Source organism: Arthrobacter gyeryongensis (genome assembly GCF_039543785.1).
GTDB lineage: Bacteria > Actinomycetota > Actinomycetes > Actinomycetales > Micrococcaceae > Arthrobacter > Arthrobacter gyeryongensis.
This window is the reverse complement of sequence record NZ_BAABKK010000024.1, coordinates 42,529-68,811: the sequence shown is the minus strand read 5'-3', so window position 1 is coordinate 68,811 and position 26,283 is coordinate 42,529. Positions and strand designations below refer to the sequence as shown.

23 protein-coding genes are annotated in these 26,283 nt (G+C 64.4%); 17 read left to right on the top strand and 6 right to left on the bottom strand.

What is annotated here, in order from left to right; genetic code table 11:
• Window positions 1-26: 26 nt before the first annotated feature.
• Both ABEA18_RS16065 and ABEA18_RS16060 read right to left on the bottom strand, forming a co-directional pair.
• Window positions 27-779, bottom strand: coding sequence for a type 1 glutamine amidotransferase (locus tag ABEA18_RS16065; protein WP_345450665.1), 753 nt, complete (start codon window positions 777-779; stop codon window positions 27-29).
• Complete coding sequence (locus ABEA18_RS16060) at window positions 776-2,071, bottom strand: Mur ligase family protein (RefSeq protein WP_345450663.1); 1,296 nt, start codon at window positions 2,069-2,071, stop codon at window positions 776-778. Before ABEA18_RS16060 ends, ABEA18_RS16065 begins: the two co-directional genes overlap by 4 nt.
• Before the next feature lie 101 nt (window positions 2,072-2,172).
• On the opposite strand from ABEA18_RS16060, the gene pdxT reads away from it, so the two are divergent.
• The 9 genes from pdxT to ABEA18_RS16015 all read left to right on the top strand — a co-directional run bounded on the left by pdxT (window position 2,173) and on the right by ABEA18_RS16015 (window position 12,053).
• Window positions 2,173-2,874, top strand: coding sequence for a pyridoxal 5'-phosphate synthase glutaminase subunit PdxT (gene pdxT, locus ABEA18_RS16055; RefSeq protein ID WP_236810687.1), 702 nt, complete (start codon window positions 2,173-2,175; stop codon window positions 2,872-2,874).
• A 3-nt stretch (window positions 2,875-2,877) separates the two neighbouring features.
• The gene (locus ABEA18_RS16050) at window positions 2,878-3,633 is read left to right on the top strand and encodes a YebC/PmpR family DNA-binding transcriptional regulator (RefSeq protein ID WP_234754258.1); all 756 of its coding nucleotides are present in this window, start codon (window positions 2,878-2,880) and stop codon (window positions 3,631-3,633) included.
• Window positions 3,634-3,678: 45 nt separating this feature from the next.
• On the top strand, window positions 3,679-4,257 hold the full coding sequence (gene ruvC, locus ABEA18_RS16045) for a crossover junction endodeoxyribonuclease RuvC (protein ID WP_236810689.1): 579 nt from the start codon (window positions 3,679-3,681) through the stop codon (window positions 4,255-4,257).
• Window positions 4,258-4,346: 89 nt separating this feature from the next.
• Window positions 4,347-4,991 carry a Holliday junction branch migration protein RuvA gene (ruvA, locus tag ABEA18_RS16040; protein WP_284754937.1) on the top strand — a complete coding sequence of 215 codons (645 nt, stop codon included), beginning with the start codon at window positions 4,347-4,349 and terminating at the stop codon, window positions 4,989-4,991.
• Entirely contained in the window at window positions 4,984-6,060 is a 1,077-nt protein-coding gene (gene ruvB / locus ABEA18_RS16035; protein ID WP_345450658.1) for a Holliday junction branch migration DNA helicase RuvB, read from the top strand. Before ruvA ends, ruvB begins: the two co-directional genes overlap by 8 nt.
• Before the next feature lie 190 nt (window positions 6,061-6,250).
• Window positions 6,251-6,634 carry a preprotein translocase subunit YajC gene (gene yajC / locus ABEA18_RS16030; protein WP_345451195.1) on the top strand — a complete coding sequence of 128 codons (384 nt, stop codon included), beginning with the start codon at window positions 6,251-6,253 and terminating at the stop codon, window positions 6,632-6,634.
• A gap of 109 nt (window positions 6,635-6,743) precedes the next feature.
• Window positions 6,744-8,498, top strand: a complete 1,755-nt coding sequence (secD, locus tag ABEA18_RS16025) for a protein translocase subunit SecD (protein WP_345450656.1) — start codon at window positions 6,744-6,746, stop codon at window positions 8,496-8,498.
• The gene (gene secF / locus ABEA18_RS16020) at window positions 8,498-9,511 is read left to right on the top strand and encodes a protein translocase subunit SecF (protein WP_345450655.1); all 1,014 of its coding nucleotides are present in this window, start codon (window positions 8,498-8,500) and stop codon (window positions 9,509-9,511) included. Before secD ends, secF begins: the two co-directional genes overlap by 1 nt.
• Window positions 9,512-9,659: 148 nt before the next feature.
• Window positions 9,660-12,053, top strand: a complete 2,394-nt coding sequence (locus ABEA18_RS16015) for a RelA/SpoT family protein (RefSeq protein ID WP_345450653.1) — start codon at window positions 9,660-9,662, stop codon at window positions 12,051-12,053.
• 13 nt (window positions 12,054-12,066) lie between these two features.
• Here ABEA18_RS16015 and ABEA18_RS16010 read toward each other — a convergent pair whose 3' ends face one another.
• From ABEA18_RS16010 to ABEA18_RS16000, 3 genes are all read right to left on the bottom strand, one after another.
• The gene (locus tag ABEA18_RS16010) at window positions 12,067-12,711 is read right to left on the bottom strand and encodes a type IV toxin-antitoxin system AbiEi family antitoxin (protein ID WP_345450651.1); all 645 of its coding nucleotides are present in this window, start codon (window positions 12,709-12,711) and stop codon (window positions 12,067-12,069) included.
• Window positions 12,712-12,804: 93 nt separating this feature from the next.
• Window positions 12,805-14,412: a DUF349 domain-containing protein gene (locus ABEA18_RS16005; RefSeq protein ID WP_345450649.1), complete on the bottom strand. Its 1,608-nt coding sequence runs from the start codon at window positions 14,410-14,412 to the stop codon at window positions 12,805-12,807.
• Between the two features lie 65 nt (window positions 14,413-14,477).
• Window positions 14,478-15,245: a peptidylprolyl isomerase gene (locus ABEA18_RS16000; protein WP_425550548.1), complete on the bottom strand. Its 768-nt coding sequence runs from the start codon at window positions 15,243-15,245 to the stop codon at window positions 14,478-14,480.
• Window positions 15,246-15,505: 260 nt separating this feature from the next.
• On the opposite strand from ABEA18_RS16000, the gene hisS reads away from it, so the two are divergent.
• The 3 genes from hisS (at window position 15,506) to ABEA18_RS15985 (ending at window position 19,673) form a co-directional block, all read left to right on the top strand.
• Window positions 15,506-16,864 carry a histidine--tRNA ligase gene (gene hisS, locus ABEA18_RS15995; protein ID WP_345450645.1) on the top strand — a complete coding sequence of 453 codons (1,359 nt, stop codon included), beginning with the start codon at window positions 15,506-15,508 and terminating at the stop codon, window positions 16,862-16,864.
• Between the two features lie 144 nt (window positions 16,865-17,008).
• The gene (gene aspS, locus ABEA18_RS15990; RefSeq protein WP_345450643.1) at window positions 17,009-18,802 is read left to right on the top strand and encodes an aspartate--tRNA ligase; all 1,794 of its coding nucleotides are present in this window, start codon (window positions 17,009-17,011) and stop codon (window positions 18,800-18,802) included.
• A gap of 100 nt (window positions 18,803-18,902) precedes the next feature.
• Window positions 18,903-19,673: a GNAT family N-acetyltransferase gene (locus ABEA18_RS15985; RefSeq protein WP_345451193.1), complete on the top strand. Its 771-nt coding sequence runs from the start codon at window positions 18,903-18,905 to the stop codon at window positions 19,671-19,673.
• Between the two features lie 16 nt (window positions 19,674-19,689).
• Here ABEA18_RS15985 and ABEA18_RS15980 read toward each other — a convergent pair whose 3' ends face one another.
• Window positions 19,690-20,367 (bottom strand): acVLRF1 family peptidyl-tRNA hydrolase, encoded by a 678-nt coding sequence (locus ABEA18_RS15980; protein ID WP_345450641.1) that lies wholly within the window; start codon window positions 20,365-20,367, stop codon window positions 19,690-19,692.
• 41 nt (window positions 20,368-20,408) lie between these two features.
• On the opposite strand from ABEA18_RS15980, the gene ABEA18_RS15975 reads away from it, so the two are divergent.
• The 5 genes from ABEA18_RS15975 (at window position 20,409) to alaS (ending at window position 26,281) form a co-directional block, all read left to right on the top strand.
• Window positions 20,409-21,881 (top strand): replication-associated recombination protein A, encoded by a 1,473-nt coding sequence (locus ABEA18_RS15975; RefSeq protein ID WP_345450639.1) that lies wholly within the window; start codon window positions 20,409-20,411, stop codon window positions 21,879-21,881.
• Between the two features lie 170 nt (window positions 21,882-22,051).
• Entirely contained in the window at window positions 22,052-22,672 is a 621-nt protein-coding gene (gene rpsD / locus ABEA18_RS15970) for a 30S ribosomal protein S4 (RefSeq protein ID WP_028267147.1), read from the top strand.
• Between the two features lie 149 nt (window positions 22,673-22,821).
• Window positions 22,822-23,196 (top strand): DUF948 domain-containing protein, encoded by a 375-nt coding sequence (locus ABEA18_RS15965; protein WP_345450636.1) that lies wholly within the window; start codon window positions 22,822-22,824, stop codon window positions 23,194-23,196.
• 58 nt (window positions 23,197-23,254) lie between these two features.
• Window positions 23,255-23,467, top strand: a complete 213-nt coding sequence (locus ABEA18_RS15960; protein WP_345451191.1) for a hypothetical protein — start codon at window positions 23,255-23,257, stop codon at window positions 23,465-23,467.
• Window positions 23,468-23,602: 135 nt separating this feature from the next.
• Window positions 23,603-26,281, top strand: a complete 2,679-nt coding sequence (gene alaS, locus ABEA18_RS15955) for an alanine--tRNA ligase (RefSeq protein ID WP_345450634.1) — start codon at window positions 23,603-23,605, stop codon at window positions 26,279-26,281.
• The last annotated feature ends 2 nt before the right edge of the window (window positions 26,282-26,283 follow it).

Here is a 26,283-nt window from a genome sequence, read left to right as displayed (position 1 = left end):
CTCCGCCCACAACGCTTTTCCCCGGGTTAGCGCGGCCGCCGCGCCGCATTCTCGCGCGCGCGGCGCGCATAGCCGTCGTCGGGCGTCCCGGGAACGAAAGTACCGTACTTGCGTTCGACGGCGGTCCGGATCAGGAAGTCGGCGATGGCCGGATTCTTGGGCAACAAGGAACCGTGCAGATAGCTGGCAACCACATTCCGGTGCCTGGCGCCTTCATGGTTGTCTTTGCTGTTGTTGCCGGCACCCTTGGACACGGTGCCGAGGGGCTCGACGCCGGGACCCAGGGAAGTCTGTCCGCTGTGGTTTTCGTAGCCCATGATTTCGCCGAACTCGGGTGAGGTCAGGGTGACGTTTCCGATAAGGCGTTCATCGGTGCCGACCGTCTCGACGTCAAGGATACCGATACCGGGAATAACAGGGCCGCTCTTCGTCTTGAAGAACTTGCCGAAGAGCTGGTAAAGCCCGCAAATAACCAGCATCGGCGTTCCGTCCTCGGCCATCTCGCGGAGTTGTTCGCCTCGTGACTGGAGATCGTCCTGGATGACTATCTGGCCGCTGTCCTGGCCACCGCCGCCCACAATGAGATCGACATCTTCGGGGAAGTCGTCGCCCACGTTGTATTCAAGGAGCTCAGGTGTGTATCCATGCCAGAGCAAGCGCTGCCGCAGGACGAGAGCATTGCCCCAGTCGCCGTAGATGTTCATGTCACGGGGATACAGCTGGAGGACCCGGATGGTGCCCTTGCTGGCGTGAACGGCGGTATCTTCGGCCGGGGTCATGAGACCACCTCTACTGTGGTGATTTTGGAGAGTTCGCGCCGGATGGCCAACATCGCGGTGTAGGTGCAGAACACGCGTTTTGGCTTGCCCGCCGAACCCCGGATGAATTCAGCCAACGCCGCGGTGATGTCCGTGTCCACTGAACCGAAACGCACCTCGTCGTACTGGAGGCGCAGCGCCATGTCGTAGGCACGGACACCGGTCAGAACCTCGACGCCGTCCTCGCGCAGGGAATCGAATTCCACGTCCCAGAGCCACGACATGTCACGGCCGTCGGCATAGTTGTCGTTGATGGCGATCATGGACGCGTAGCCCTTCGCCGGGAATGACTTCAGGCCCAGGCGGAAACCACTCGGGTTCTTTACCAGGACCAACTCGAGGGGCTGGCCATCCACCGTCAGGCTCTCCCCGCGGCCAAAGGCCGGAGCCACCTCCGAGAGTGCCTTGACCAGTTTGGCGGCATCGCCGGGCCTTCCGCTTGCCCCGGTGATGCTCCTGGCGAGCACCAATGCGGCAGCGGCATTGAAGATGTTGTAGACGCCGCGGAGTTTCATGTGTGTGGCCACGCGGGTTCCGTCGAACTCAAAGTCGGCGTCATCGGTACCGACGCGGCGGAGCACGACGTCGGCCGCCGGGGAGTCGGAAACGTCACCGCGGGGGCTGGTTCCCTGAGCCGCGGTCCGCATGTCGTCGTCGTTCGGGAAGGTGCTCCGGAGCGATTCGTCCAATCCGAAGTACAGCACCTCGGGGCCGCTAAGGGCTCCGGCGATGCGAGCGACCCGGGGGTCCTCGCGGTTCAGGACCACGGTGCCGGTGGTTCGCTCGGCGATGCGCTGGAGAAGCATCGCGGTGGCGTCGATTTCGCCGAAACGGTCCAGTTGGTCGCGCAGGACGTTGAGGAGGAGGCAGTAGCGCGGCGGTACTTTGTTCACGAAGTGCACGGCATGTGCTTCGTCGAGTTCCAGGACCGCGACGTCGGCGTCCAGCCTGCCGCGCCAGTCCACTTCACCGAGGAGTGCAGCTGCGACGCCGCGGGTGAAGTTGCTGCCTGTCCGGTTGGTGAAGACCTTCAGGCCCTGGCTTTCCAAGAGCTCCACCACCATTTTGGTCGTGGTGGTCTTGCCGTTGGTTCCGCTCACCACCGCCACGCCATGGGGGAGCGAGGACAGCGTCCTTTGCATGAAACCTGGGTCGATTTTCTCGACCACGAGGCCGGGCAAAGCCGAACCCCCGCCGCGCAGCCGGGACACAGCACGGACCAGCTTGCCGAGTGGAACGGTGAACGAAAACATGCTCTGTAATATATCCCAGTTGGTGCATAAACCACGTGCCGTAAGCCTGCCATCGGATTCCCGGGGCGGGCCCGGCAGTGGCAGCGCATTATGATGGTCGAATGACCAATCCCCCTTCCGAGGCGTCATCAAGCGTGGGCTCGGGCCTGCGCATCGGCGTCCTCGCACTACAAGGCGATTTTCGTGAGCACATCCACGCCGTCGAAGCGGCCGGTGCCACCGGCGTCGGCATCCGGCGTCCGGCGGAACTCGATGACATTGACGGCCTCATCATTCCGGGCGGCGAGTCGACAACCATCGACAAGCTAGCGCGCATCTTTGAACTCGCCGATCCCATCCGCAAGCAGATTGCGTCCGGCCTGCCGGTCTATGGATCCTGCGCCGGCATGATCCTGCTGGCGGACGACATCGCCGATCCCGCCACGGACCTCGCCGGGAATCCACAGCAGACCTTCGGTGGATTGGACATCACGGTCCGTCGCAACGCCTTCGGCCGGCAGCGCGAGTCTTTCGAAACCGACCTTGACTTCAAAGGCCTTGAGTTCAGCGCCGGCGAATCCGGCGTCGACCCCGTCCACGCCGTCTTCATCCGTGGACCGTGGGTGGAACGCGTTGGTCCCGGCGTCGAAATCCTTGCCCAGGTGGAACCTGGAAAGGCCACCCACACGGACACTTTGCACGGGTTGGCTAGAATTGTTGCAGTGCGCTCAGGTCGGTTGCTGGCCACCTCCTTCCACCCGGAAGTGACTGGGGAGAAGCGCGTGCATGAATTGTTTATTCGAATGATCAGAGGGGAAGTTTAAAGCATGTCAGGCCACTCCAAATGGGCGACGACCAAGCACAAGAAGGCCATCCTCGATAGCCGCCGGGCCAAGTCGTTCGCCAAACTGATCAAGAACATCGAAGTCGCGGCCCGCATGGGCGGACCGGACCTCGCCGGCAACCCCAGCCTGGAACTGGCTGTCACCAAAGCGAAGAAGACATCGGTCCCCGCCGACAACATCGACCGCGCCATCAAGCGCGGAGCCGGCCTGACCGGCGAGGTTGTCGACTACACGGAGATCATGTATGAAGCCCGCGGCCCGCAGGGTTCGGCCCTTCTCATCGAGTGCCTCACGGACAACAAGAACCGTGCCGCTTCGGAGGTCCGGCTTGCAATCTCGCGCAACGGCGGGACCATTGCCGACCCCGGCTCAGTGAGCTACCTCTTTACTCGCAAGGGCGTCGTCAACCTGCCCAAGAACGGACTCAGCGAAGACGACATCCTGATGGCAGTGCTCGACGCCGGGGCCGAGGAAGTCAAGGACAACGGCGAGAACTGGGAAATCCACTCGGAGCCCACCGATCTCCAGGCCATCCGCGAAGCCCTCAAGGAAGCCGGCATCGAATACGAGACGGACGAAGCTGAGTTCGTCCCGTCCATGCAGGTGCCGCTGGACCTCGACGGTGCCAAGAAGTTCATGAAGCTCGTCGACGCCCTTGAGGATCTCGACGACGTCCAGAACGTGTACACCAACGCGGACATGAGCGAGGAAGTCCAGGCTGCGCTCGAAGCCGAGTAGCGCCCACTTGCAACACAGCTTCATAACAAACAGGGAGGCCCGGACTTGACTCTTCGCGTATTGGGAGTCGATCCGGGCCTCACCCGTTGCGGCATCGGAGTGGTCGACGTCGAACGGAACCGACGCGCCACCATGGTCGCCGTCTGCGTCGTGGGAACCTCCCCGGAACAATCATTGGACCAGCGATTGCTGGTCATCGCCAAGGCCATCGACGAATGGCTGGACCTGTACAAACCCGACGTTCTCGCGGTCGAACGGGTCTTCTCCCAGTTGAACGTCAGTACCGTCATGGGCGTCGCCCAGGCCTCCGGCGTGGTCATTGCGGCCGCTGCGCGGCGCGGCATCCCGGTGGCGCTCCACACGCCGTCGGAGGTCAAAGCTGCCGTCACGGGTAGCGGCACCTCCAACAAAGAAGCGGTGACAAAACTCATCACCAAGATCCTTCGTCTTGACGCCCCGCCGCGCCCGGCCGACGCCGCGGACGCGTTGGCCCTCGCCGTCACGCATGCGTGGCGGGCCGGCAGCGGTGCCGCGGTTGCCACCACCGGACCAGGGAGCAGTGCATTGACACCCGCCCAGCGGGCCTGGGCTGAAGCCGAAGCGAAAGCGCGCCGCGGCCGGTAAATGTCGCTGGCCCTTGCTAGGGTATTCGTAGATATGTTCGGATAGCCCGCGGCGCAGCATGCACGGGGCAGTACTTCAGGAGCCGGGTCTTGATCAGTTTTCTCCGCGGAACCGTGGCACACGTCAGTCTCTCCACGGCCGTCATCGATCTCAACGGTGCCGGTATGAGCGTCTACGCCACGCCCCAAACCCTCAGCCACCTGCATGTCGGCGAGGAAGCGAAGCTGTTCACTTCGTTGATCGTCCGGGAGGACTCCCTGACGCTCTTTGGATTCTCGAACGATGACGAGCGCGAAGTATTCGATGTCCTTCTCAGCGTGAGCGGGGTGGGTCCGCGCCTGGCCCTCGCGGTCCTGGCCGTCCATGAGCCCGAAGCCATCCGGGTGGCCGCCCATTCCGGTGACGCAAAGTCATTCACCAAGGTCCCCGGCATCGGGCCGAAGGTGGCCGGCAGGATCGTCCTGGAGCTTGCGGGCAAACTCGTTCCTCACGGCACCGCTCCGGGGGCCGCACCCGCCGTCGCGGCCGAGTCGGTCTGGAAGCCGCAGGTGGTGGCCGCAATGACCAGCCTCGGCTGGTCGGAGAAGGACGCCGCCGGCAGTATCGACAAGGCAATGGCCGATTCCCCGGAACTTGCCGACGCCGGCAACGTGGCCCAGATCCTGCGTGCAACCCTTCGCTGGCTGGGGCAGGACGGCGCACGCGCTGGAAACCGGGTAGGCAGCCGTGGCTGAGCAGTCCCTCGTTACCGGGGGAGAGGAACCCGAAGAGCGCATCATCGAGGCCGCACTGCGCCCGAAGAACCTCCACGACTTCGTAGGCCAGCACCGCGTCCGCAAGCAACTCTCGCTCGTGCTGGAGGCCTCAAGGATGCGTGGCCGCAGCGCGGACCATGTCCTGCTTTCGGGGCCTCCGGGACTGGGGAAGACCACGCTCTCCATGATCATCGCCGCCGAGATGAACGCTCCCTTGCGCATCAGCAGCGGGCCGGCCATCCAGCACGCCGGAGACCTCGCGGCCATCCTCTCCTCGCTTTCGGAGGGGGAAGTGCTCTTCCTCGACGAAATCCACCGGATGTCCCGGCCCGCCGAGGAAATGCTGTACATGGCGATGGAAGACTTCCGGGTGGACATCGTGGTGGGCAAGGGCGCGGGCGCCACTGCCATTCCGCTTGAGCTGCCGCCATTCACCCTCGTTGGCGCCACCACGCGGGCCGGGCTCTTGCCTGGTCCGCTGCGTGACCGCTTTGGTTTCACCGGGCACTTGGAGTTCTATTCCGTAGCGGAGCTTGAATTGGTGCTGCGTCGCTCGGCCGGATTGCTTGACCTGAAGGTCAACTCGGCCGGGTTCAGCGAGATCGCGGGCCGCTCCCGTGGAACTCCTCGTATCGCCAACCGGCTGCTGCGCCGTGTCCGGGACTGGGCTTTGGTCCACGGCATCGAGCAGATCGATGCCCGTGCCGCCTCCGCTGCGCTGGACATGTATGAGGTGGATGAGCGTGGCTTGGATCGCCTGGACCGTGCCGTATTGGAGGCGCTGATCCTCAAGTTCAACGGTGGCCCCGTGGGGCTCTCCACCCTCGCGATCGCCGTCGGGGAAGAACCCGAGACGGTCGAGACTGTCGCTGAGCCGTACCTGGTGCGCGAAGGCCTTCTGGGACGGACGCCGCGCGGCAGGATTGCCATGGCGTCCGCCTGGACCCACCTTGGCTATGCGGTTCCGCCAGGAGTGTTCGGGCAGGACCCGCTCGCGTTGTTCGAAGACAGCGAAAACGGGGCGGAAAGCATCGACACCGGCCGATAGCACGATCCATTCAGCTTAACCCTCTAGACTGGTATGACACTCGGCACGTTCGAGTCCTTGGTTCTGTGCCCGCCCGTCGGAGCATTGTGCGGCCAGGTGGGCGAAAGCTCCACGGCTGCCGGATCCACCGGGCAGACATGGCCGTGAAACCAAAAACGTAAGTAAAGAACGGAACTTCCCTGTGGATCCAATGACAATCCTGCTGTTCGCCATGCTCGGCGTCTTCATCTTCATGATGTTCCGCCGCAACAAGAAGACGCAGCAACAGCAGGCCAAGCTGCAGTCCCAGTTTGCCCCCGGCGTTGACGTCATGACCAGTTTCGGACTGTTCGGCCGAATCGTCTCGATGGACGACGCTGAGAACAAGGTTGTCCTTGAACTGTCTCCTGGCAACCTCGCCACCGTGCACCGCCAGGCCGTTACCAAGATCGTTGAGCCCGTCGAGGAGGCCGCAGTTGACGTTCCGGACGACGCGTCGTCGCTGACGGCCGCGGACGCCGATGCATCGGCATCCGCGGAGACCCCGGACGAAACCCTCAAGCGCCTCAACGACGAGGGCAAGAAGGACAACTAGCCCGTACCCGCTCTACAAGCGGGAATAGTTCTACGGCAATGAATCGCCGCCGGCCTGCGCTCACAAGTGCACGTCGGCGGCTGTTCCGTCATCAACAGGAAGATCGAACATGGCACGTACCGGCCACAAAAATGCAGCCCGCAGGGTGCTGATCTGGCTTGTCGCAATATTCGCTGTACTGACAGCAGTCCTCGGTGGCGGTGTCATCACAGGTCACGCCAGCTGGGCCCCAAAGCTCGCGCTTGACCTCGAGGGCGGCACGCAAATGATTCTCGCGCCCAAGGTCGAAGGATCCACGGGCATCAACGAAGAACAGTTGAACCAGGCCGTCGCGATTATCCGCCAACGCGTTGACAGCTCCGGTGTCGCCGAAGCGGAAATCACCACGCAGTCCGGCCGCAACGTCGTGGTGAGCCTCCCAGGCACGCCAAGTTCGGAAACCCGCGCACTGATCCAGGCATCTGCCGACATGAACTTCCGCCCGGTGATCACCACGGGCGACCCTGCGGCCGTCCCGGTCGCATCACGGACACCTGACGCAAGCCTGCCGAAGCCAACGGCTGCCCCGGCCAACGCCAGCGACAGCAACTGGGTGACAGCGGACGTCTACAAGGCCTTCGAAGCGCTGGACTGCGTCAATCCGGCCCAGGACAAGCAGCCGCGGTCGGATCCCGCCAAGCCGCTGGTGACCTGCGAACCGGCAACGGCCAAGACTCCTGCCGTCAAGTACATCCTTGGCCCGGTCGAGGTGAAGGGCCAGGACATCGTTTCGTCCTCCTTCGATCCCGTCCAGGGCGCACAGGGCTCGGTCACCAATGCGTGGGGCGTGACGATCACCTTCGATTCCAACGCCACGAAGACCTTCAAGGACGTTACCCAGAGGCTCAACCAGTTCTACGTGGCATCGCAGGCACAGGGCGGCAACGACCCCAAGGCCCAGTTCGCCATCGTCCTGGATGACCAGGTCATTTCCGCGCCTCGTGCCCTCGCCGTCATCACCGACGGCAAGCCGCAGATCACCGGTAACTTCACGCAAGCTTCCGCGCAGGCTTTGTCGGACCAGCTTCGCTACGGCGCTTTGCCCATCAGCTTCGATATCCAGTCCGAGGAACAGATTTCCGCCACCCTCGGTGGCGAGCAGCTCCGTCTTGGCCTGATGGCCGGTGTGATCGGGCTCCTGCTCGTGGTGGTCTATTCGCTCTTCCAGTACCGGGCTTTGGGCTTTGTCACCATCCTCTCGCTCGTTGTGGCCGGTGGACTGACATACCTCGCCATCGCAATCCTTGGCTGGACTGAAAACTACCGGCTGTCGCTGGCCGGTGTGGCAGGTCTCATCGTGGCCATTGGTCAAACAGCCGACTCCTTCATCGTGTACTTCGAACGCATCCGCGATGAACTTCGTGAGGGCAAGGGCCTCGTTTCCGCCGTCGCGAATGGTTGGAAGCGCGCCAAGCGCACGGTGCTCGCGTCCAAGGCCGTCAACCTGCTTGCTGCTTTGGTGCTGTACTTCGTCGCTGTTGGAAACGTCCGCGGCTTCGCCTTCACCCTTGGCCTCACCGCGTTGGCCGACCTCTTGGTCGTGTTCATGTTCACGCACCCCACACTCCAGGTGCTGTCCCGGACCAAGTTCTTCGGGGAAGGTCACCGCTTCTCCGGCCTCGACCCTGAGCGCCTGGGCGCCGTGCCGCTGTACCGCGGTGCCGGTAGGCTCCGCACGCCGACGGAGAAGCCCGCCGTCGTTCGCGCCCGCAACACCGGTGCTGCTGCGGAGGCCGAGCGCCGTATGACCATCGCCGAGCGTCGCCTTGCCGAGAAGCAAGCTCAGCTGGCTGGTTCTTCCAACAGCACCAAGGAGGAAAAGTAATGACCACGAGCTTCGCAAAGTTCGGTAACGAGCTCTACACGGGCAAGCGCTCTTACAACTTCGTATCCAGCAAGAAGATCTGGTTCATCATCGCCGCAGTGGCGGTGGCGATCTCCGTTCTCCTGCCGGTGGTCAAGGGCGGCTACAACCTCGGAATCGACTTCAGGGGCGGTTCCGAGTTCACGGTGTCCAACGTGAAGACCACCGATTCCGCGCCGGGCGAAAAGGCAGTCCACGACGTCGTTTCCGGTGCCGTTCCGCGCGTCGCCAACGTTGCCGGCAGCACCATGCGTATCCAGACCGACAAACTCAGCGATGACCAGACCATCAAGATCAAAACGGATCTCGCAAAGGCCTACGGCGTCACCGAAAACCAGGTCACCTCGACCTTCATCGGCCCCACCTGGGGGCAGGATGTCACCAAGCAGGCGCTGATCGGCCTCGCGGTGTTCGTAGGCCTGGCCGCTCTTTTGATGGCTTTGTACTTCCGTACCTGGAAGATGTCGGTTTCTGCCCTTGCGGGCATGCTGGTCACGATGTTCTGCACGGCCGGTATCTACTCCTTGAGCGACTTCGAGGTGACGCCGTCGGCCATCATCGGATTCCTGACGGTTCTCAGCTACTCGCTTTATGACACCGTGGTGGTTTTCGACAAGATCCGTGAAAACACCTCGGACATCACCACCTCCAGCCGGCGCACTTTCGCCGAAGAGGTCAACCTCGCCGTCAACCAGACCCTGGTACGCTCCATCAACACCATGATGGTGGCCGTCTTGCCCGTCGCCGCGATTCTCTTCATCGGCGCCGGACTGCTTGGCGCCGGCACGCTGCGCGACCTGTCCCTCGCGTTGTTCGTCGGCATCCTGATCGGTACCGCGGCCACGATCTTCATCGCGGCTCCGCTCTACGCCTGGCTGCGCCAGAGCGAACCAGAGCTGCAGAAGCAGGCCAAGAAGGTAGCTACCCGACGCGCGGCAGCTGCCAGCGCGAACTCGGAAGCCGCCGCCGTTTAGCCTGGTTTCCTCTTGAAGGGCCGGCCACCGCTGAAAAGCGGTGGCCGGCCCTTTCCGTTCCCGGCTCCGTCATCTGGGTACCGGTTCTTGGACAGGTCACCGGCGGGAATAGACTGGGAGAATTAAGTCAGTCGTGAGAGGTGCTTTTGTGGAGGAACGTACGACGTCGGCGCTGCCGGCGGGCGGAGAGGACGGCCTGAGCCGCGTGCCCGGCACCGCAACTGCAGCTACGGGAAGCACCGTGGATGGTGTGCCCGTGGACAGCCCGGGCGTGCGCCCGACGTTCCCCGGACGGCGCGAGCGGACGCGCTCCAGGCTGGCGAAATTGACTGGACGGGGCACGAGCACCTATTCGCCCATCCTCGAGCCGCTCCTTCGGACCGTCAGGGCAAACAACCCCAAGGAAGACCTCGATCTCATCCAGCGGGCCTTCACCATAGCCGAGCGCAGCCACCAGGGGCAGAAGCGGAAGAGCGGCGATCCGTACATCACCCACCCCGTGGCAGTGGCCACGATCCTGGCTGAATTGGGGCTCACCGGCACAACCCTGGCCGCTGCACTCCTGCACGACACAGTGGAGGACACTCCCTACACCCTCGCTGACCTGACGCGCGATTTCGGCCCGGAGGTCGCGATGCTCGTGGACGGCGTCACCAAGCTGGACAAGGTCCAATTCGGTGAGGCCGCACAGTCCGAGACTGTCCGCAAGATGGTTGTGGCCATGGCCAAGGACATCCGGGTGCTAATGATCAAGCTCGCGGACCGGCTGCACAATGCCCGTACGTGGCGCTTCGTTTCCGCCGAATCATCCGCACGCAAAGCACGCGAAACGCTTGAGATCTTTGCGCCGCTGGCCCACCGCCTCGGCATGAACACCATCAAATGGGAACTCGAGGATCTCTCCTTCGCCGCCCTGTACCCCAAGGTGTATGAAGAGATCGTCCGGATGGTGGGGGACCGCACTCCGGAGCGCGAGAAGAGCCTGAGCGTCATCCGCAACCAGATTGCCGAAGACCTGCGCGTCGCCCGCATCAAGGCCACCATCACGGGACGCCCCAAGCATTACTACTCGATCTACCAGAAGATGATCGTCCGGGACAAGGACTTCGACGACATCAACGACCTCATGGGCGTGCGCGTCCTGGTGGACTCCGTCCGTGACTGTTACGCGGCCCTTGGCACCTTGCATTCGCGCTGGAACCCCCTGCCGGGGCGGTTCAAGGACTACATCGCCATGCCGAAGTTCAACATGTACCAGTCCTTGCACACTACCGTCATCGGCCCCGGGGGCAAGCCCGTCGAGATCCAGATCCGTACCCACGAAATGCACCGCCGGGCCGAGTATGGCGTGGCGGCGCACTGGAAGTACAAGGACCAGCCAAACCGCACCGCTGTAGGCCCGGGGAGTCCCAAGGACGGCGACATGGGATGGTTGCGTTCCTTGGTCGACTGGCAGCAGGAAACGTCGGATCCGGGCGAATTCCTGGACTCGCTGCGTTTTGAGATCAATGCCCGGGAAGTGTTCGTCTTCACCCCCAAGGGCGAGGTCATGGCCCTTCCCGCAGGATCGACGCCGGTGGACTTCGCTTACGCGGTGCACACCGAAGTGGGTCACCGGACCATCGGTGCACGTGTCAACGGCAAGCTGGTTCCGCTCAACAGCGAGCTCAACCACGGCGACTGGGTGGAGATCTTCACCTCCAAGGCCGAGGGCGCTGGACCGAGCCAGGACTGGCAGCACTTCGTCAAGAGCGCCCGGGCACGCAACAAGATCCGGCAATGGTTCAGCAAGGAACGCCGCGAAGAGGCCATCGAGCGCGGCAAGGACCAGCTGACGCGGGCCATGCGTAAGCAGAACCTGCCCCTGCAACGGCTCATGACGCATGACGCCCTGTCCACGGTGGCGGAGGAATTCCATTACGTCGACATTTCCGGCCTGTATGCCGGTGTGGGCGATGGTCATACTTCGGCTCAGTCCGTCATGGAAAAGCTCATGGAGCACCTTGGCGGTCATGAGACGCCCGACGAGGACCTGGACGAAGTCAGTATTCCCTCGCAACTCCAGAAGACCCGGTACTCGGACTCCGGAGTCATCGTCCGGGGTGTAGGGGACGTCTGGGTGAAGCTGGCCCGTTGCTGCACGCCTGTGCCGCCTGATCCGATCCTCGGATTCGTGACGCGGGGCTCGGGCGTGTCGGTACACCGCACGGACTGTACGAATGTCTCGGATCTCCGTGACCAGCCCGATCGCATCGTCGAGGTTGAATGGGCTCCGACCCAGTCCAGCGTCTTCCTGGTTGAAATCCAGGTGGAAGCACTGGACCGGAAGTCGTTGCTCTCGGACGTCACCCGCGTGCTGTCGGAAAACCACGTCAACATCCTCGCTGCTTCTGTGCACACCTCCAGCGACAGGGTGGCCATCTCCCGCTTCGCTTTCGAAATGGGCGATCCGAAGTACCTGCACCACGTGCTCAGTGCCGTGCGCAGGATCGACGGCGTCTTCGATGTCTACAGGACCACGGGCAACCGCAGGAGGAGCTGAGCCGTAGCACAACTCAGGCGGCCGCCTCCGGTGGGAATACAGCGGCCGGCCGCGCGTCGGCGGTCGGAGCCAGGGCGGCGAGCTTGCGCAAAGCAGCCTTTTTGTGGGGCACCCTCGCGGATGCCTCCACCGCGAGGGTCAAGAGCCGCAACCGCACGCCCAACTCGCCCTGGGAGAGCATCATTCGCAGCGCGGGCACGGCCCTGCTGGCTTCGACGTGCAGGGCCACATCCACGGCCGTCCGCAGGGGACTTGTCACGAGCAGCCCGCCGATGCTGACCACGTCCAGTTGGCCCAAGCGGACTTCGTGCAGAATGCAGCCGCGGGCCGAGCGCAGGCTCGATATGCGGTGTTTGGCGTCCACCAGGAGCGAAAGCCTCTCAGGGGCATCCGCGCAACCGTAGATCCATGCCGCCGTCATGCGGCCCGCAATGACCTTCCTGCGAATACGATCCGGGACCACCAGGGCGGCCGCGCGGGCGCGGAGTCTCGGCGTGACATCCAGCCCGGGAGGAGTGAAGCTCTTCTCGTACAGAGGGCTGAGGACCCCGTCCGCGGCCATCGATTGAAGCTCTGCCCACGTGAACATCGGGCTAGGCGCGTACAGCTCCTGGGAAAGGAAGTCCTGTTGTTGCGGGGGCGGGAGTCCTGGGGCCATTCAGCAATCATCGCGTGGCCGCCGCAACAGAAACAGGCCCCGGCCTGGTTATGTGGATAACCGGGACGGGGCCTGTTGGTTCAAGCTGTGCTGCTAGGCGAGATCACTCGCGGAGCGCTGGATCTGGTCAAGCCAGGCCTCGCGGGCCTCCAGGGCCTCACGTGCATTCTTGATGCGGCGCTGGTCTCCGGCCTTTTCTGCCTTTTCCAGGTCTTCCCTCAGGCCGGCGATGGCCGCCTCCAGTTGCGACAGGGCGCTGTTGGTACGGGCCTTGGTCTCCGGGTTGCTCCGGCGCCACTTATCCTCTTCGGCTTCGCGGACGGCATCCTCAACCTTGCGCAGGCCGGCTTCGATCCTGCCCATGTCGGCGCGGGGGACCTTTCCGGCTTCTTCCCAGCGGTCGCGGATGGACTGCAGAGCCTTCTTGGCAGCATTGAGGTCCGTGATCGGCAGCAGGGCCTGGGCCTCGACAACGAGTTCTTCCTTGACGGAAAGGTTCGCTGTGTACTGCTGGTCGATCTCGTCGTTGGCAGCCTGGCGGTTGCTGAAGAAGACATCCTGCGCGGCACGGAACCGGAGCCAGAGGGCGTCGTCGTCCTTGCGGCTGGCGCGGGGCGTAGCCTTCCACTGGTCCATGAGCCGGCGGTATTCGCCCGCCGCGAAACCCCAGTCCGTGGAACTGGAGAGTGCTTCGGCCTCGACGATCAGTTGTTCCTTGGCGACCTTGGCGGCCGAGTTGGTGCTGTCCAATTGCGAGAAATAGGCCCGGCGGTGGCGGTCAAAAACGGTACGAGCCGAGCGGAACCGCTTCCACAATGCGTCCTCGTTGCTTCGTCCAAGCCGGATGCCGTTCTTCTGGGCTGTTTTCCAGCTCTCGAAGAGTTCGTTCATGCGGGCGCTGGACGTCTTCCACTGGACCTGGGACGGATCCTGGGACGCGATGGATTCTGCTTCGGCAACAATCGCCTCGCGTGCCGCGAGTTCCGCGGAGCGTGCGGCGTCGTGCGCGGCCTTCTCGGACTTTTCCAGTTCGGAAATCTGTCCGGCGAGGGCATCCAGACGGGCTTCCGCAGTGCGGATGTCTCCCACCATGTTGCGCTCGGCCAGCTGCTCGCGCAGGTGCTCGACCGTCTTCTGCATGTCCGTGGCCGGGGCCTTGGACTCGACGCGGTGTTCCATCAAAACGATCTGCGCAACCACGTCGTCGTACTTCCGGGCGAAGTATGCCAGCGCCTCGTCGGTGCTCACTCCCGGGTACTGTCCCACCGGCTGCTCTTCGCCGTCGATGGTCAGGAAGACGTGGCCATCACCCTCGGCGCGCCCCCACTTGGCGGCTTCCGCCAGGGACACCGCCGTAGGCTGGGCTGCCGGCGCCGCCGGAATGACGCTGGCTGAAGCTTTCGGGCGGGCAGCAAATGCCGAGGGAGAAGGCGCATGCGAGGGGGCCGGTCGTGGCGCCGGAGAAGCAGGCTTGGCGGCGGGCTCTGCCGGGGCTGCTGCCGGGGCAGCGGGTTCTGCCGCGTCGGCTACCGGAGCAGCAGGCTCTGCCGGAGCTGCGGGTTCTACCGCGGCGGGCTCAGCCGGGGCAGCGGGCTCTGCCGGAGCAGCAGGCTCGCCGCCGGCTTGCTCAGCTACGGGAGCCTGGGTTTCTTCGTCGTTGGCCACTACTGCAGTTTCGTCGGATTTCTGACTGTCTGTCACCGCTAAAAGTCTTTCGCTTGGAGGGATTACTAAGGTAATGCGCCGTGGACCGTGGTCCGGGCTGGTTACTTCAGAGAAAACGAGTCTATCGTGACAGGTGCCACAGGGGCGCCGTCGGTGGCGCTGCTACCCGGATTAATACCGGCTTGGGCGATCTTCGTCACCACATCCATGCCGCTCGTCACCTTGCCGACCACCGTGTACCCGCCGGCGGAGTCCGGGGGAATGACCGTGTCCTTGTACACGATGAAGAATTGGTGCCCGTTCCCGTAGGCGTTGTTGCCCGTCCTGGCCACAGCGATGGTTCCGGCCGGGTAGGTGTTGTTGGCGGGGGTGTTCTCCAGTGGTCCCCAGTGGAAGTTGGGGTCGTCGGTGGTGTCCGTTCCCTTGGCTCCGCACTGCAGTAGCGAGAAGTTGTCCGCGGTGGTCAGTCGAGGGCACTTGAGCCCGCTGTAGTAACTCGCGTCAGTGAGGGATTTGAACACGGCTGCGGCCTGCGGAGCCGTTGTGCCGTTCAGTTCGACGCCGACGGCCCCTCCATTGAGGCTGAGCTGGCCAGTGAATGTCTTACCCGCGGCTGTGTCGGCTTTGGGAATGCCGGCACTATTCGAGCCTGTTGCTGCGGCGGAAGCGGATGGGTTCGCGGAGGCAGACGGCGAACTCAGCCCGGCCTGCGCCGCTGCGAACTCCGATTCGCTCGGGTTCGAGTTGAACACCGTGAGTTGGAGCACGACGGCGGTAATCAGGGCGGCGGCGCCCACGCCGACGGCGATCACATTGTCCCGGCGCCGGCGCTTGCCCTGTGCACGCCGAAGCTCGCGCTTGGCCTCCATCTGCCTGATGCGCCGTTTGGCTTCACGGTTGTCCCGCGGCCTTGTAGACAAGGGTCCTCCTGGTTGTCTGGACGAGCTTCCATCGCAGGCAGGCCGAACCCGGGTGCCCGCATTAGATGTGCAGGCGCCGAAAGCATAAACTGGCTGCCGCACATAGTTTATGCATGACTGGCTGGACGCCCGCCTAACCTGAGCCGAATCGGCCCGTGGTTCGTGGCGCCAGGTCCGGCCCGCGCAATCATTGAGGAGAAATTTCCACCATGGCCCGTACCGCCTCCCTGTCCGGATTCCCCGAGTGGCTTCCCCAGGAGCGGTTGGTGGAACTGCATGTCCTGGACACGTTGCGCAAGACCTTCGAACTTCACGGTTTTTCTTCGATCGAGACCCGCGCTGTGGAGACAGTCGGCCAGCTCCTGCGCAAGGGCGAGATCGACAAAGAGGTGTACGGCCTCAGCCGCCTGCAGGAAGACGAGGACGCCGCCGGTGGCGAGGGCGGAAAGTCGGACAAGGCAGATCCGAACGCCCTGGCCCTCCACTTCGACCTCACGGTGCCGTTTGCCCGCTATGTCGTCGAAAACGCCGGCTACCTCGCCTTCCCGTTCCGCCGCTACCAGATCCAGAAAGTGTGGCGGGGGGAGCGTCCGCAGGAAGGCCGCGCGCGCGAGTTCACGCAGGCGGACATCGACGTCGTGGGCGACGGCGAGCTACCTTTCCGCTACGACGTCGAGATTGCCCTCGTCATTGCGGAAGCGTTGAGCGCCCTTCCCATTCCGGACTTCCGCCTGCGCATCAACAACCGCAAGCTGGCCGAGGGCTTCTACCGCGGTATCGGCCTCACCGACACTGCCGGCGTGCTTCGCAGCATCGACAAGCTCGAGAAGATCGGCGAAGCGAAAGTTGCCGAATTGCTCAGGAGCGAGCTTGGCGCCACGGATGAGCAGGCAGCGCTTGCCTTGAAGCTCGCCAGCATCCGCACGGAGGACACGTCCTTCGTGGCGCAGGTGCGTGCCCTTGGCGTCTCGGACGAGCTTCTTGAAGAGGGCCTCAGCGAGCTGGAACAAGTGATCGATGCTGCCGTGCAGCGCGCCCCAGGCAAGGTTGTTGCCGACCTCAGCATCGCCCGGGGCCTGGACTACTACACCGGTACCGTCGTCGAAACCGTCCTGGTGGGCCACGAGCAGCTCGGTTCCATTTGCTCGGGAGGCCGCTACGACGCCCTCGCCAGCAAGGGCAACCGCAAGTTCCCCGGCGTCGGCCTCTCGATCGGGGTGACCCGCCTGGTTTCCCGCATCCTGAGCCAGGAATTCGCGACGGCGTCGCGCTTGGTTCCCACGGCAGTCCTCGTGGCGCTGAACAACGACGACAGCTGGTCTGCCGCCCAGGATGTGGCGGCCCAACTCCGCGGGCGGGGGATCGCTACGGAAGTCGCGGCGAAGGCCGAGAAGTTCGGCAAGCAGATCAAATTCGCCGACCGGCGCGGCATTCCTTTCGTCTGGTTCACGGACGACGACGGCAAGCACCAAGTGAAGGACATCCGCACCGGAGAGCAAGTCGACGCGGATCCGGCCAGCTGGGAGCCGTCACCCGAGGATCTCCACGTCCGCATCACCACGCGCTAGCCACGAACCGGCGCCTCAAGGCAAAAGCCCGCGGGCCCCGGGCGGGAGCGGGCCGCGCCCGGTGGGGCCACGCTTCGTTCATACGGGTAAACTCGAACGGGATCGTTTTGTCATGATCCTGAAAATCATGTTGAAAGGAATGCTGTGCTGCGCACACATGACCTCGGATCCTTGCGTTCCGAGCACATTGGACAGACCGTCACCCTGGCAGGCTGGGTAGGCCGCCGCCGAGATCACGGTGGCGTGGCCTTCGTCGATCTGCGTGACGCGTCCGGTGTCGCCCAGGTGGTTGTCCGCGAGGAAGAGGTCTTCCACGGCCTGCGCAACGAATATGTGCTGCAGATCGTGGGCACCGTGAGCAAGCGTCCCGAGGGCAACGAGAACCCGCACCTCGCCACGGGCGAGATCGAGGTCATCGCCGAGAAAGTGGTGATCCTTAACACCTCGGACCCCCTGCCGTTCCAGATCGACGAGCACGTCGAGGTCGGTGAGGAAGCACGCCTCAAGCACCGCTACCTTGACCTGCGCCGCCCCGGTCCCGCCCGGAACCTGCGCCTGCGTTCCGAAGCGAACCGCGTGGCCCGCGAACTGCTTCACCAGCAGGGTTACGTTGAGATCGAGACTCCCACGCTGACGCGTTCGACGCCGGAAGGCGCCCGTGACTTCGTTGTTCCGGCGCGTCTGGCCCCGGGTTCCTGGTACGCGCTTCCGCAGTCGCCGCAGCTTTTCAAGCAGCTGCTCCAGGTCGGCGGTTTCGAAAAGTACTACCAGATCGCCCGTTGCTACCGCGACGAGGACTTCCGTGCGGACCGCCAGCCGGAATTCACCCAGCTCGACATCGAAGCCAGCTTCGTTGACCAGGACGACGTCATTGAGCTCGGCGAAAGCATCGTCAAGGCACTATGGCAGCTGATCGACGTCGAGATCCCGACGCCGATCCGCCGCATGACCTACCACGAGGCCATGGCCAAGTACGGCTCCGACAAACCGGACCTGCGCTTCGGCCTTGAGCTCACCGAGTTGACGGAGTTCTTCAAGGACACGAACTTCGGCGTCTTCAAGGCGCCCTACGTCGGCGCCGTCGTCATGCCCGGCGGAGCCTCGCAGGCCCGCCGCGCGCTGGATGCCTGGCAGGAGTGGGCCAAGCAGCGTGGCGCCAAGGGTCTTGCGTACGTGCTGTTCAAGGAGGACGGCGAGCTCACGGGCCCCGTTGCCAAGAACCTCACGGACACCGAGCGGGCCGGCCTGGCCGACGCCGTGGGCGCAAAGCCCGGCGACTGCATTTTCTTCGCCGCTGGCGAGAAGTCCCCGTCCCGCGCCCTGCTGGGTGCTGCCCGCGTCGAGATCGGACACCGCACCGGCCTGATCGATCCCAAGGACTGGGCTTTCGTCTGGATCGTCGACGCGCCGATGTTCGAACCCGCAGCCGCAGCCGTCGCCTCGGGTGACGTCGCGGTGGGTGGCGGACAGTGGACGGCCCTCCACCACGCCTTCACCTCTCCGAAGCCCGAGTTCCTGGACTCCTTTGACAAGGACCCGGAAGCGGCGCTGTCTTACGCCTACGACATCGTGTGCAACGGCAACGAAATCGGCGGCGGATCCATCCGTATCCACGAGGCCGATGTCCAGGAGCGCGTTTTCGAGCTCATGGGCCTGGACAAGGAAGACGCGCAGACCAAGTTCGGCTTCCTCCTTGAGGGATTCAAGTACGGCGCACCTCCCCACGGCGGCATGGCCTTCGGTTGGGACCGCGTCGTTGCCCTGCTGGCGGGCGTGGACTCGATCCGCGACGTCATCGCTTTCCCGAAGTCCGGCGGCGGCTATGACCCCCTGACCGCTGCTCCTGCGCCCATCACGGCACAGCAGCGCAAGGAAGCCGGAGTTGACTTCAAGCCTGAGGCCAAGGCGCAGGCAGCGCCGGCAGCCAAGCCGGAGTAGCTGGAAACCGCAGCAGTAGCCCGGAGGCCCTCGCACATTGCGGGGGCCTCCGGCGTAGCATGACGGCGACTGAATTTGAGGAGGACGCGTGGCACAGGAAATGAGCCTTACATCGATCGAGGAGCTCATGGACCGGGCATGGCCCGCTCCGCACCGTGAGGACGCCGGGGGATGGGTCATGCGGGCCGCCGGCGGTGTCACGCAGCGGGCGAACTCGGTCTGGCCCAGGGAACAGGCCAGTGACCACGAGTCGGCAGTACGGGCCGCCACGCAGTGGTACCGCTCCCGGCGCCTGCCGCTGATCCTCCAGGTCTTCGACGACGAACGGAGCGCGGGCCTCAACGCAGTGCTCGATGCGCAGCGATTCACCCGGCAGTCCGAGACCCTCATCATGGTCCGCCGGGGCGGCATCCTTCCAGCTACCCGGCTGGGTGACCTTTCGACCGACGTCGAGATCTCCGAAGAGGCTTCCGAAGAGTGGCTCCGGCTGTGGTGGTCGGTTGACGGACGTGGCGGCGACGCGGAGCTGGAGATCGCGCGGAGCATCCTTTCGTCGTGCCCCTCGGTCCACGCCCTCGTGAGGGACGACGACGGCGCCCCAGCCGCCGTCGGGCGCCTCGCCCTGGTGGACGGCAAGGGAGGCATCTACTGCATGGCAACCAAGGCCGGACACCGTCGCAGTGGCTTCGGCCAGCGGGTGCTTGACGCCCTTCTTACGGCTGGCAGTCACCGGGCCGTGTCGGAGTTCTGGCTACTGGTAATGGCCTCGAATACCGGCGCCCGGGCCCTCTATGAGGGCGCCGGCTTCGCAGAGCACGGCAGGTATCTCTACCGGCAGGCCCGGCCGCAGCGGGCGTTGTCAGGCTGCTAGTTGGCGCTACACGCCTCTACAGCGGATCAGTAACCTCGATCCGCACGGCACACGCATCCGCCGCAGCCCTGCGTAGCACGGTTGCGTTGGGGTCGGCAACTGCCAGGAACGCGAGCCTTGTCCGCGACGCGTATTCCTTTAACGCCTTTTCTTCCAGGACCGCCGCGGACAGCGCGGCGTCTCCGCCCAGGACGAGATATTCAATGCTGTGTCCGGCGAACACAGCTGCGGCATAACCGGCCACGGCTTCCGTCAGCGCATTGGCCTGATTCTCGCGACGCCGGGCGAAGCGCTGCTGCGATGATCCACCTGCTGCCGAGCGAGACTGCACGTAACGGGAACCCGATTTGGATGCGGCCACCTTGCCGCCGCTCACGACCCCCACCGCGTAGCCGCCCCGACGCACCAGGATGATTCCGAGCCGCCGTTCCTGCGAAGCGAGCGACGCCAAGCGCTCAACCGTGGTAGCGCCCCTGCCGGGCCTTCCATCGACGGGCCACGGGGCTCTCAAGAGTGCCCGGGCGCCGTCAGCCGCCTTCAGGAGGGTACCGCCGTCGTCGGGCTCCTCCTGAACCGCGCCATGGCTCGCGGCGAAGCGGTCCACCCAGCCGGCCAACCTCGGACCGGGGATGAAAGCGGTGCGCCCCGCCCCGCACGGCTGCTTTTCGTTGGGGCCGGATGGCCGGGTCTCCACGTCGATGTCTCCTTAACTGGAATCATGAGTAGCCTATCCATGTGGATGATCTCTTTGGTGCCGACTCGGACAACGACGACGACGCCGGTAGCCAGGCGGCGGATTCGGACCGTTCCGGGACGGGACGTGCGGGCACAGGACGTGCCGCGTCGCCGCGGAGCCCTTTGGCGGTCCGCATGAGGCCCCGGACGCTCGACGACGTCGTGGGCCAGCAGCATTTGCTGGGCCAGGGGTCCCCTCTGCGGCAGCTTGCCGCGGGGGCCGACGCAGTCGGCCCTGCCGGTCCGAGCTCGGTCATCTTGTGGGGACCCCCGGGCACGGGCAAGACGACGCTGGCGCATGTCATCGCCCGCGGACCGGGCCGGAAGTTCGTTGAATTGTCCGCCATTACCGCGGGCGTCAAGGATGTCCGCCTCGTCATGGAAAACGCCTTGACCGCCCGGGATCTCTACCGGACCACCACCGTGCTGTTCCTTGACGAGATCCACCGCTTCAACAAGGCCCAACAGGACGCCCTGCTTCCCGGCGTCGAAAACCGATGGGTGGTCCTGGTCGCCGCGACCACCGAAAACCCTTCGTTCTCGGTGGTCTCGCCGCTGCTCTCCCGATCCCTGTTGCTCACCCTGAAGCCGCTCACCGACAGCGACATCGAAGCGCTCCTCCAACGGGCCGTTGCCGATGCGCGCGGCCTGGCAGGGGGAGTGGAGCTCACTCCCGAAGCCCTCGATCATTTGGTCCGCTTGTCCGGGGGAGATGCCCGCCGCGCGCTCACCGCGCTCGAGGCCGCTGCCGGCGTCGCCTACGGAGACCGGAACAACGACGGCGGCGACCCTTCCGAAGAGCCGGGGCTCGCGGGTGACGGCGCCCCGGACGCGCCGGTCGTCGTCGAACTCCGGCATACGGAGCGGGCCCTTGATGTGGCGGCGGTCCGATACGACCGCGCGGGCGACCAGCACTATGACGTCGCCAGTGCGTTCATCAAGTCGATCCGCGGCTCAGACGTCGACGCGGCCCTCCACTACCTGGCCCGCATGCTCGAAGCCGGAGAAGACCCGCGCTTCGTGGCCCGCCGGATCGTCATTTCGGCTGCCGAAGACATCGGCATGGCGGATCCGACGGCGCTGCAGACCGCCGTCGCCGCGGCCCAGGCAGTACAGTTGATCGGCATGCCCGAGGGCCGGATCATCCTCGCCGAAGCCGTGGTGCATTTGGCGACGGCGCCCAAGTCCAACGCCGCCTATATGGGCATCAACAAGGCAATCGCCGATGTGCGTGCGGGGATGGGGAACGGGATTCCGGCGCACCTGCGGGACGCGCACTACCAAGGAGCGAAGGGCCTTGGCCACGGCCAAGGCTACAAGTACGCCCACGATGCCCCGCACGGCGTGGCCACCCAGCAGTACGCTCCTGATGATCTGGTCGGCAGGGACTACTACCAGCCGACGGCGAACGGTGCCGAACGGGATATTGCTCCCAGGCTCGAGCGGCTGCGCAGGATCATCCGGGGCGAGTAGGCGTCATGGTAGGCTGGATGCTTGTCTGGCAAGGCTCGGGCGCACAATCCATCAAAATCCAGGTTTTGATGCTGTGCCCTGCGCCCCGTAGCAAAAGGCAGCGGTTGGCCGATGCTCTCCCTCATGGAGGCCAGTAACACTGACACACCGCAGATATTGGAAGGACACAAGTGGCTAACAACACTCGTGCTCGCCGTACCGCACGCCTTTCGCGTGCACTCGGCATCGCTCTGACTCCCAAGGCCGCCAAGTACATGGAGCGCCGTCCGTACGGCCCCGGTGAGCATGGCCGTGCCCGCAAGAAGCAGGACTCTGACTACGCTGTACGTCTGCGCGAAAAGCAGCGTCTGCGCGCCCAGTACGGCATCCGCGAAGCCCAGATGACCCGTGCCTTCGAAGAAGCACGTCGCACCAAGGGCCTGACCGGTGAAAACCTGATCGAACTGCTCGAAATGCGTCTCGACGCCCTCGTGCTGCGTGCCGGCTTCGCCCGCACCATCGCCCAGGCCCGCCAGCTGGTTGTGCACCGCCACATCCTCGTTGACGGTATCCGCGTGGACCGCCCGTCGTTCCGCGTTGCCGAAGGCCAGCTCATCCACGTTCACAGCCGCAGCGAAGTCATGGCTCCGTTCCAGGTTGCAGCTGCCGGCGCACACGTTCTGAACGTCGTTCCGGCTTACCTGGACGTCAAGATCGACGCCCTGCAGGCACGCCTGGTTCGTCGCCCGAAGCGCTCCGAGGTCCCCGTGACCTGCGAAGAGCAGCTCGTGGTCGAATTCTACGCTCGCTAAATTCCAGCAGGCAGATACAAAGAAGCCCGTGGCACGCGCCGCGGGCTTCTTTGTATGTAAGGTACTTGGGGAAGCCACGCCGAGGGTGCCTGTGTAGAACCACGCCGCACACCGATGGCAACGCAACAAATGCTAGGAGATGAGTGTCCATGACTGGTGGCGATATTGCAGGCCTGATCGCAGCCGGAGTTTTCGCGCTCCTTGTGGTGCTGTTGGCTGTGCCGATCCTCAAACTCGGGCGGGTCTTCGATGAAGTCCGCACCTCCATCCGCTCCCTGAGCGACGGAGCAACGCCCCTGATGGACGAAGTCACGGCGACGGTTTCCACCACAAACCAGCAGCTTAAGAAGGTGGATGGCATCACCTCCAACGTTTCCGACGCCTCCGCAAACATCTCTGCTTTGTCCTCACTGGTCGCCGCGACAGTCGGTTCGCCGCTCATCAAGGTGGCAGCGTTCAGCTATGGAGTGCGCTCGGCTTTTGCCGCCCGCCGCAAGTCGAGCAGTGGCCGCCGCAGCCGCTGAATCCGTTCGTAAGTCACGACCTTCGTATGTCAGGAAAACTGTGAAAAGAATTGTCTGGATGGGGATCGGCGTGGCAATCGGAGTCATCGCCTTCCGCAAGATCACCCAAGCGCAGGCCGCTATCGGCCCCGAAGGCCTGAACCGCGCCGTAGCGCGACTGGCCGACGGCGTGTACGACTTCGCCGACGCCGTGCGCGCCGGAATGAATGAACGCGAAGTCGACCTCAGGGCCGCGCTCGGCATCTCAGAGTCCGACGCCGGCGGCCAGTAGCAGCCGCGGTACAACTTGCGGCGGTTCGCCCAAGCGGCCGTCAACAAGGCAGAATTAGAAGCTGCGGCAATGGCATATGCCAGAACCGCGCACAAACTCATGTGCAGTGAATTGAGAAGGGTAAGTAATCAGCTAATGAAGTCGCAGGAGATCACCAAACGCTGGGTGGACTTTTTTGTCAGCAAGGGCCATACCGCCGTCCCCTCAGCATCGCTCGTATCCAGCGACCCTTCCCTGCTCTTCACTGTGGCCGGCATGGTTCCGTTCATTCCTTACCTCACCGCCCGCGAGGAACCGCCCTTCGACCGCGCCACGAGCGTCCAGAAGTGCATCCGCACCGGCGACATCGAGGAAGTGGGCAAGACCGCCCGCCACGGGACGTTCTTCCAGATGTGCGGAAACTTCTCCTTCGGGGACTACTTCAAGGAAGACGCCATCAAGTTCGCTTTCGAACTGCTGACCAAGAGCGTCGACGACGGCGGCTACGGACTGGACGTTGAGCGCCTTTGGGTGACCGTCTACGAAGAAGACGACGAAGCCCAGGACCTGTGGCTCAAGAACACCGGTATCCCGGCTTCGCGGATCCAGAGGATGGGGAAGGCGGACAACTACTGGTCCACCGGGCAACCGGGTCCTGCCGGCCCGTGCTCGGAGATCTACTACGACCGCGGACCCGCCTATGGCGCCGAAGGCGGTCCCATCGCGGACGAAAACCGCTATGTCGAAATCTGGAACCTCGTGTTCATGCAGTACCAGATCGAGAACGTCCGCTCAAAGGTGGACTTCGACATCGCCGGCGAGCTGCCCAAGAAGAACATCGACACCGGCCTCGGCATGGAGCGCCTCGCGATGATCCTGCAGGGTGTCGAAAACATGTACGAAACGGACCAGGTCCGTCCCGTCATCGACAAGGCCGCAGCCCTGTCCGGCAAGGAGTACACCTCTGCCGAGTCCCCGCAAGACCCGCACCACACGGACGACGTCCGGATGCGCGTCGTTGCCGACCACATCCGCTCTGCCCTCATGCTGATCTCCGACGGCGTGTCCCCGTCAAACGAAGGCCGCGGTTACGTCCTGCGTCGGCTCATCCGCCGTGCCGTCCGCGCCATGCGGCTCCTCGGAGTCGAAGAAGCTTGCCTCCCGCAATTGCTTCCGGCTTCCCGCGACGCCATGAAGGGCGTCTACCCCGTCGTGGAATCCGACTTCGACCGCATCAGCCGCATTGCCTATGCCGAAGAACGAGCCTTCCTGCGAACCATCGCTTCCGGCACGGCGCGCCTGGAAGAAGCCGTGGTGCTCTCCAAGGCTGCCGGCAAGCCGCTGTCCGGCGAAGATGCCTTCGCCCTGCACGACACCTACGGGTTCCCGATCGATCTCACCCTCGAAATGGCAGAGGAAGCCGGCTTGAAGGTCGACGAAGCCGAGTTCCGCAGCCTCATGCTCGAACAGCGTCAGCGTGCCCAGGCGGATGCCAAGTCCAAAAAGGGCGGACACGCCGATGTCTCGGCCTTCCAGGAACTCCTGGCCGAGGGCGAGACCGTCTTCACGGGCTACACCGAGCTGGAGGGCGAAGCCCGTGTCCGCGGCATCGTCAGCTCCGGCCGGCGTGTTGCCCACGCCTCCACGGGTGACGAAATCGAGCTCGTGCTCAACGAGACGCCGTTTTACGCCGAGGCTGGCGGCCAGTCGGCCGACAAGGGCCTCATCACCGGTGACGGCTTCGTCGTAGAGGTCCTCGACGTCCAGCGCCCCGTGAAGGGCCTGAGTGTCCACAAGGCGATCGTCCGCGAAGGCGAGATCGCCTCGGACGCTTTGGTGCGCGCCGCCGTCGACCGCGAACGCCGCCACGCCGCAGAGCAGGCCCACACGGGCACGCACATCGTGCACGCTGCGCTGCACCAGATCCTCGGCCCGGAAGCCACCCAGCGTGGTTCCTTCAACAAGGCCGGCTACCTGCGCTTCGACTTTGCCTGGGGAGAAGGTCTGAGTGCCGCCACAAAGTCCGAGATCGAAGAGGTCTCGAACATCGCCATCCGCAACAACTTCCGGGTGGACACCAAGGTGATGGGGCTCGCTGAAGCGAAGGCCCTCGGCGCCATGGCGCTCTTCGGCGAGAACTACGGCAGCGAAGTCCGCGTTGTGGAGATCGACGGCGCGTGGTCCCGCGAACTCTGTGGTGGCACTCATGTGGCCAACACTTCCCTCATCGGTAGCCTGTCGCTCCTCGGCGAACAGTCCGTCGGTTCGGGAAACCGCCGCGTGGAAGCCTTCGTCGGCCTCGACGCCTTCCGACACCTCGCCGCCGAGCGTGCCTTGGTCACCGAGCTCACGGAAATGCTCAAAGTCCCGTCAGGCCAGTTGGCTGACCGGATCTCCAGCACCTTGGCCAAGCTCAAGGCGACGGAAAAGGAACTCGACCGCCTCCGCAAGGAGCAGCTGACGGCAGCCGCCGCTAGCCTCGTTGCCACGGCCCGGGATGCCGCAGGCGTCCAGGTAGTGGCGCACGACGCCGGCCAGGTCGGGGGAGCGGACGACCTCCGCAGCCTCGCCATGGACCTGCGGAACCGGCTCGGCTCCGACGCTTCCACTGTTGCCGTGGCCGGTGTCAGCAACGACCGTCCCGTCATCATCGTGGCCACCAACGAGGCCGCGCGAGAAGCGGGCGTCAAGGCAGGCGCCCTCGTCCGCGTGGCTGCGGGAATCCTCGGCGGCGGCGGCGGCGGCAAGGACGACGTCGCGCAAGGCGGCGGAACCGACGCCGCGAAGATCGCACCGGCCCTTGCGGCCGTTGTGGACGCGATCGCCAAGCGCTGATT

Coding starts and splice junctions, on each gene's coding strand:
- ABEA18_RS16065 (WP_345450665.1), bottom strand. CDS start 779: ATGACCCCGGCCGAAGATACCGCCGTTCACGCCAGCAAGGGCACCATC.
- ABEA18_RS16060 (WP_345450663.1), bottom strand. CDS start 2,071: ATGTTTTCGTTCACCGTTCCACTCGGCAAGCTGGTCCGTGCTGTGTCC.
- pdxT (WP_236810687.1), top strand. CDS start 2,173: ATGACCAATCCCCCTTCCGAGGCGTCATCAAGCGTGGGCTCGGGCCTG.
- ABEA18_RS16050 (WP_234754258.1), top strand. CDS start 2,878: ATGTCAGGCCACTCCAAATGGGCGACGACCAAGCACAAGAAGGCCATC.
- yajC (WP_345451195.1), top strand. CDS start 6,251: ATGACAATCCTGCTGTTCGCCATGCTCGGCGTCTTCATCTTCATGATG.
- secD (WP_345450656.1), top strand. CDS start 6,744: ATGGCACGTACCGGCCACAAAAATGCAGCCCGCAGGGTGCTGATCTGG.
- secF (WP_345450655.1), top strand. CDS start 8,498: ATGACCACGAGCTTCGCAAAGTTCGGTAACGAGCTCTACACGGGCAAG.
- ABEA18_RS16010 (WP_345450651.1), bottom strand. CDS start 12,711: ATGGCCCCAGGACTCCCGCCCCCGCAACAACAGGACTTCCTTTCCCAG.
- ABEA18_RS16000 (WP_425550548.1), bottom strand. CDS start 15,245: ATGGAGGCCAAGCGCGAGCTTCGGCGTGCACAGGGCAAGCGCCGGCGC.
- hisS (WP_345450645.1), top strand. CDS start 15,506: ATGGCCCGTACCGCCTCCCTGTCCGGATTCCCCGAGTGGCTTCCCCAG.
- ABEA18_RS15985 (WP_345451193.1), top strand. CDS start 18,903: ATGAGCCTTACATCGATCGAGGAGCTCATGGACCGGGCATGGCCCGCT.
- ABEA18_RS15965 (WP_345450636.1), top strand. CDS start 22,822: ATGACTGGTGGCGATATTGCAGGCCTGATCGCAGCCGGAGTTTTCGCG.
- ABEA18_RS15960 (WP_345451191.1), top strand. CDS start 23,255: ATGGGGATCGGCGTGGCAATCGGAGTCATCGCCTTCCGCAAGATCACC.
- alaS (WP_345450634.1), top strand. CDS start 23,603: ATGAAGTCGCAGGAGATCACCAAACGCTGGGTGGACTTTTTTGTCAGC.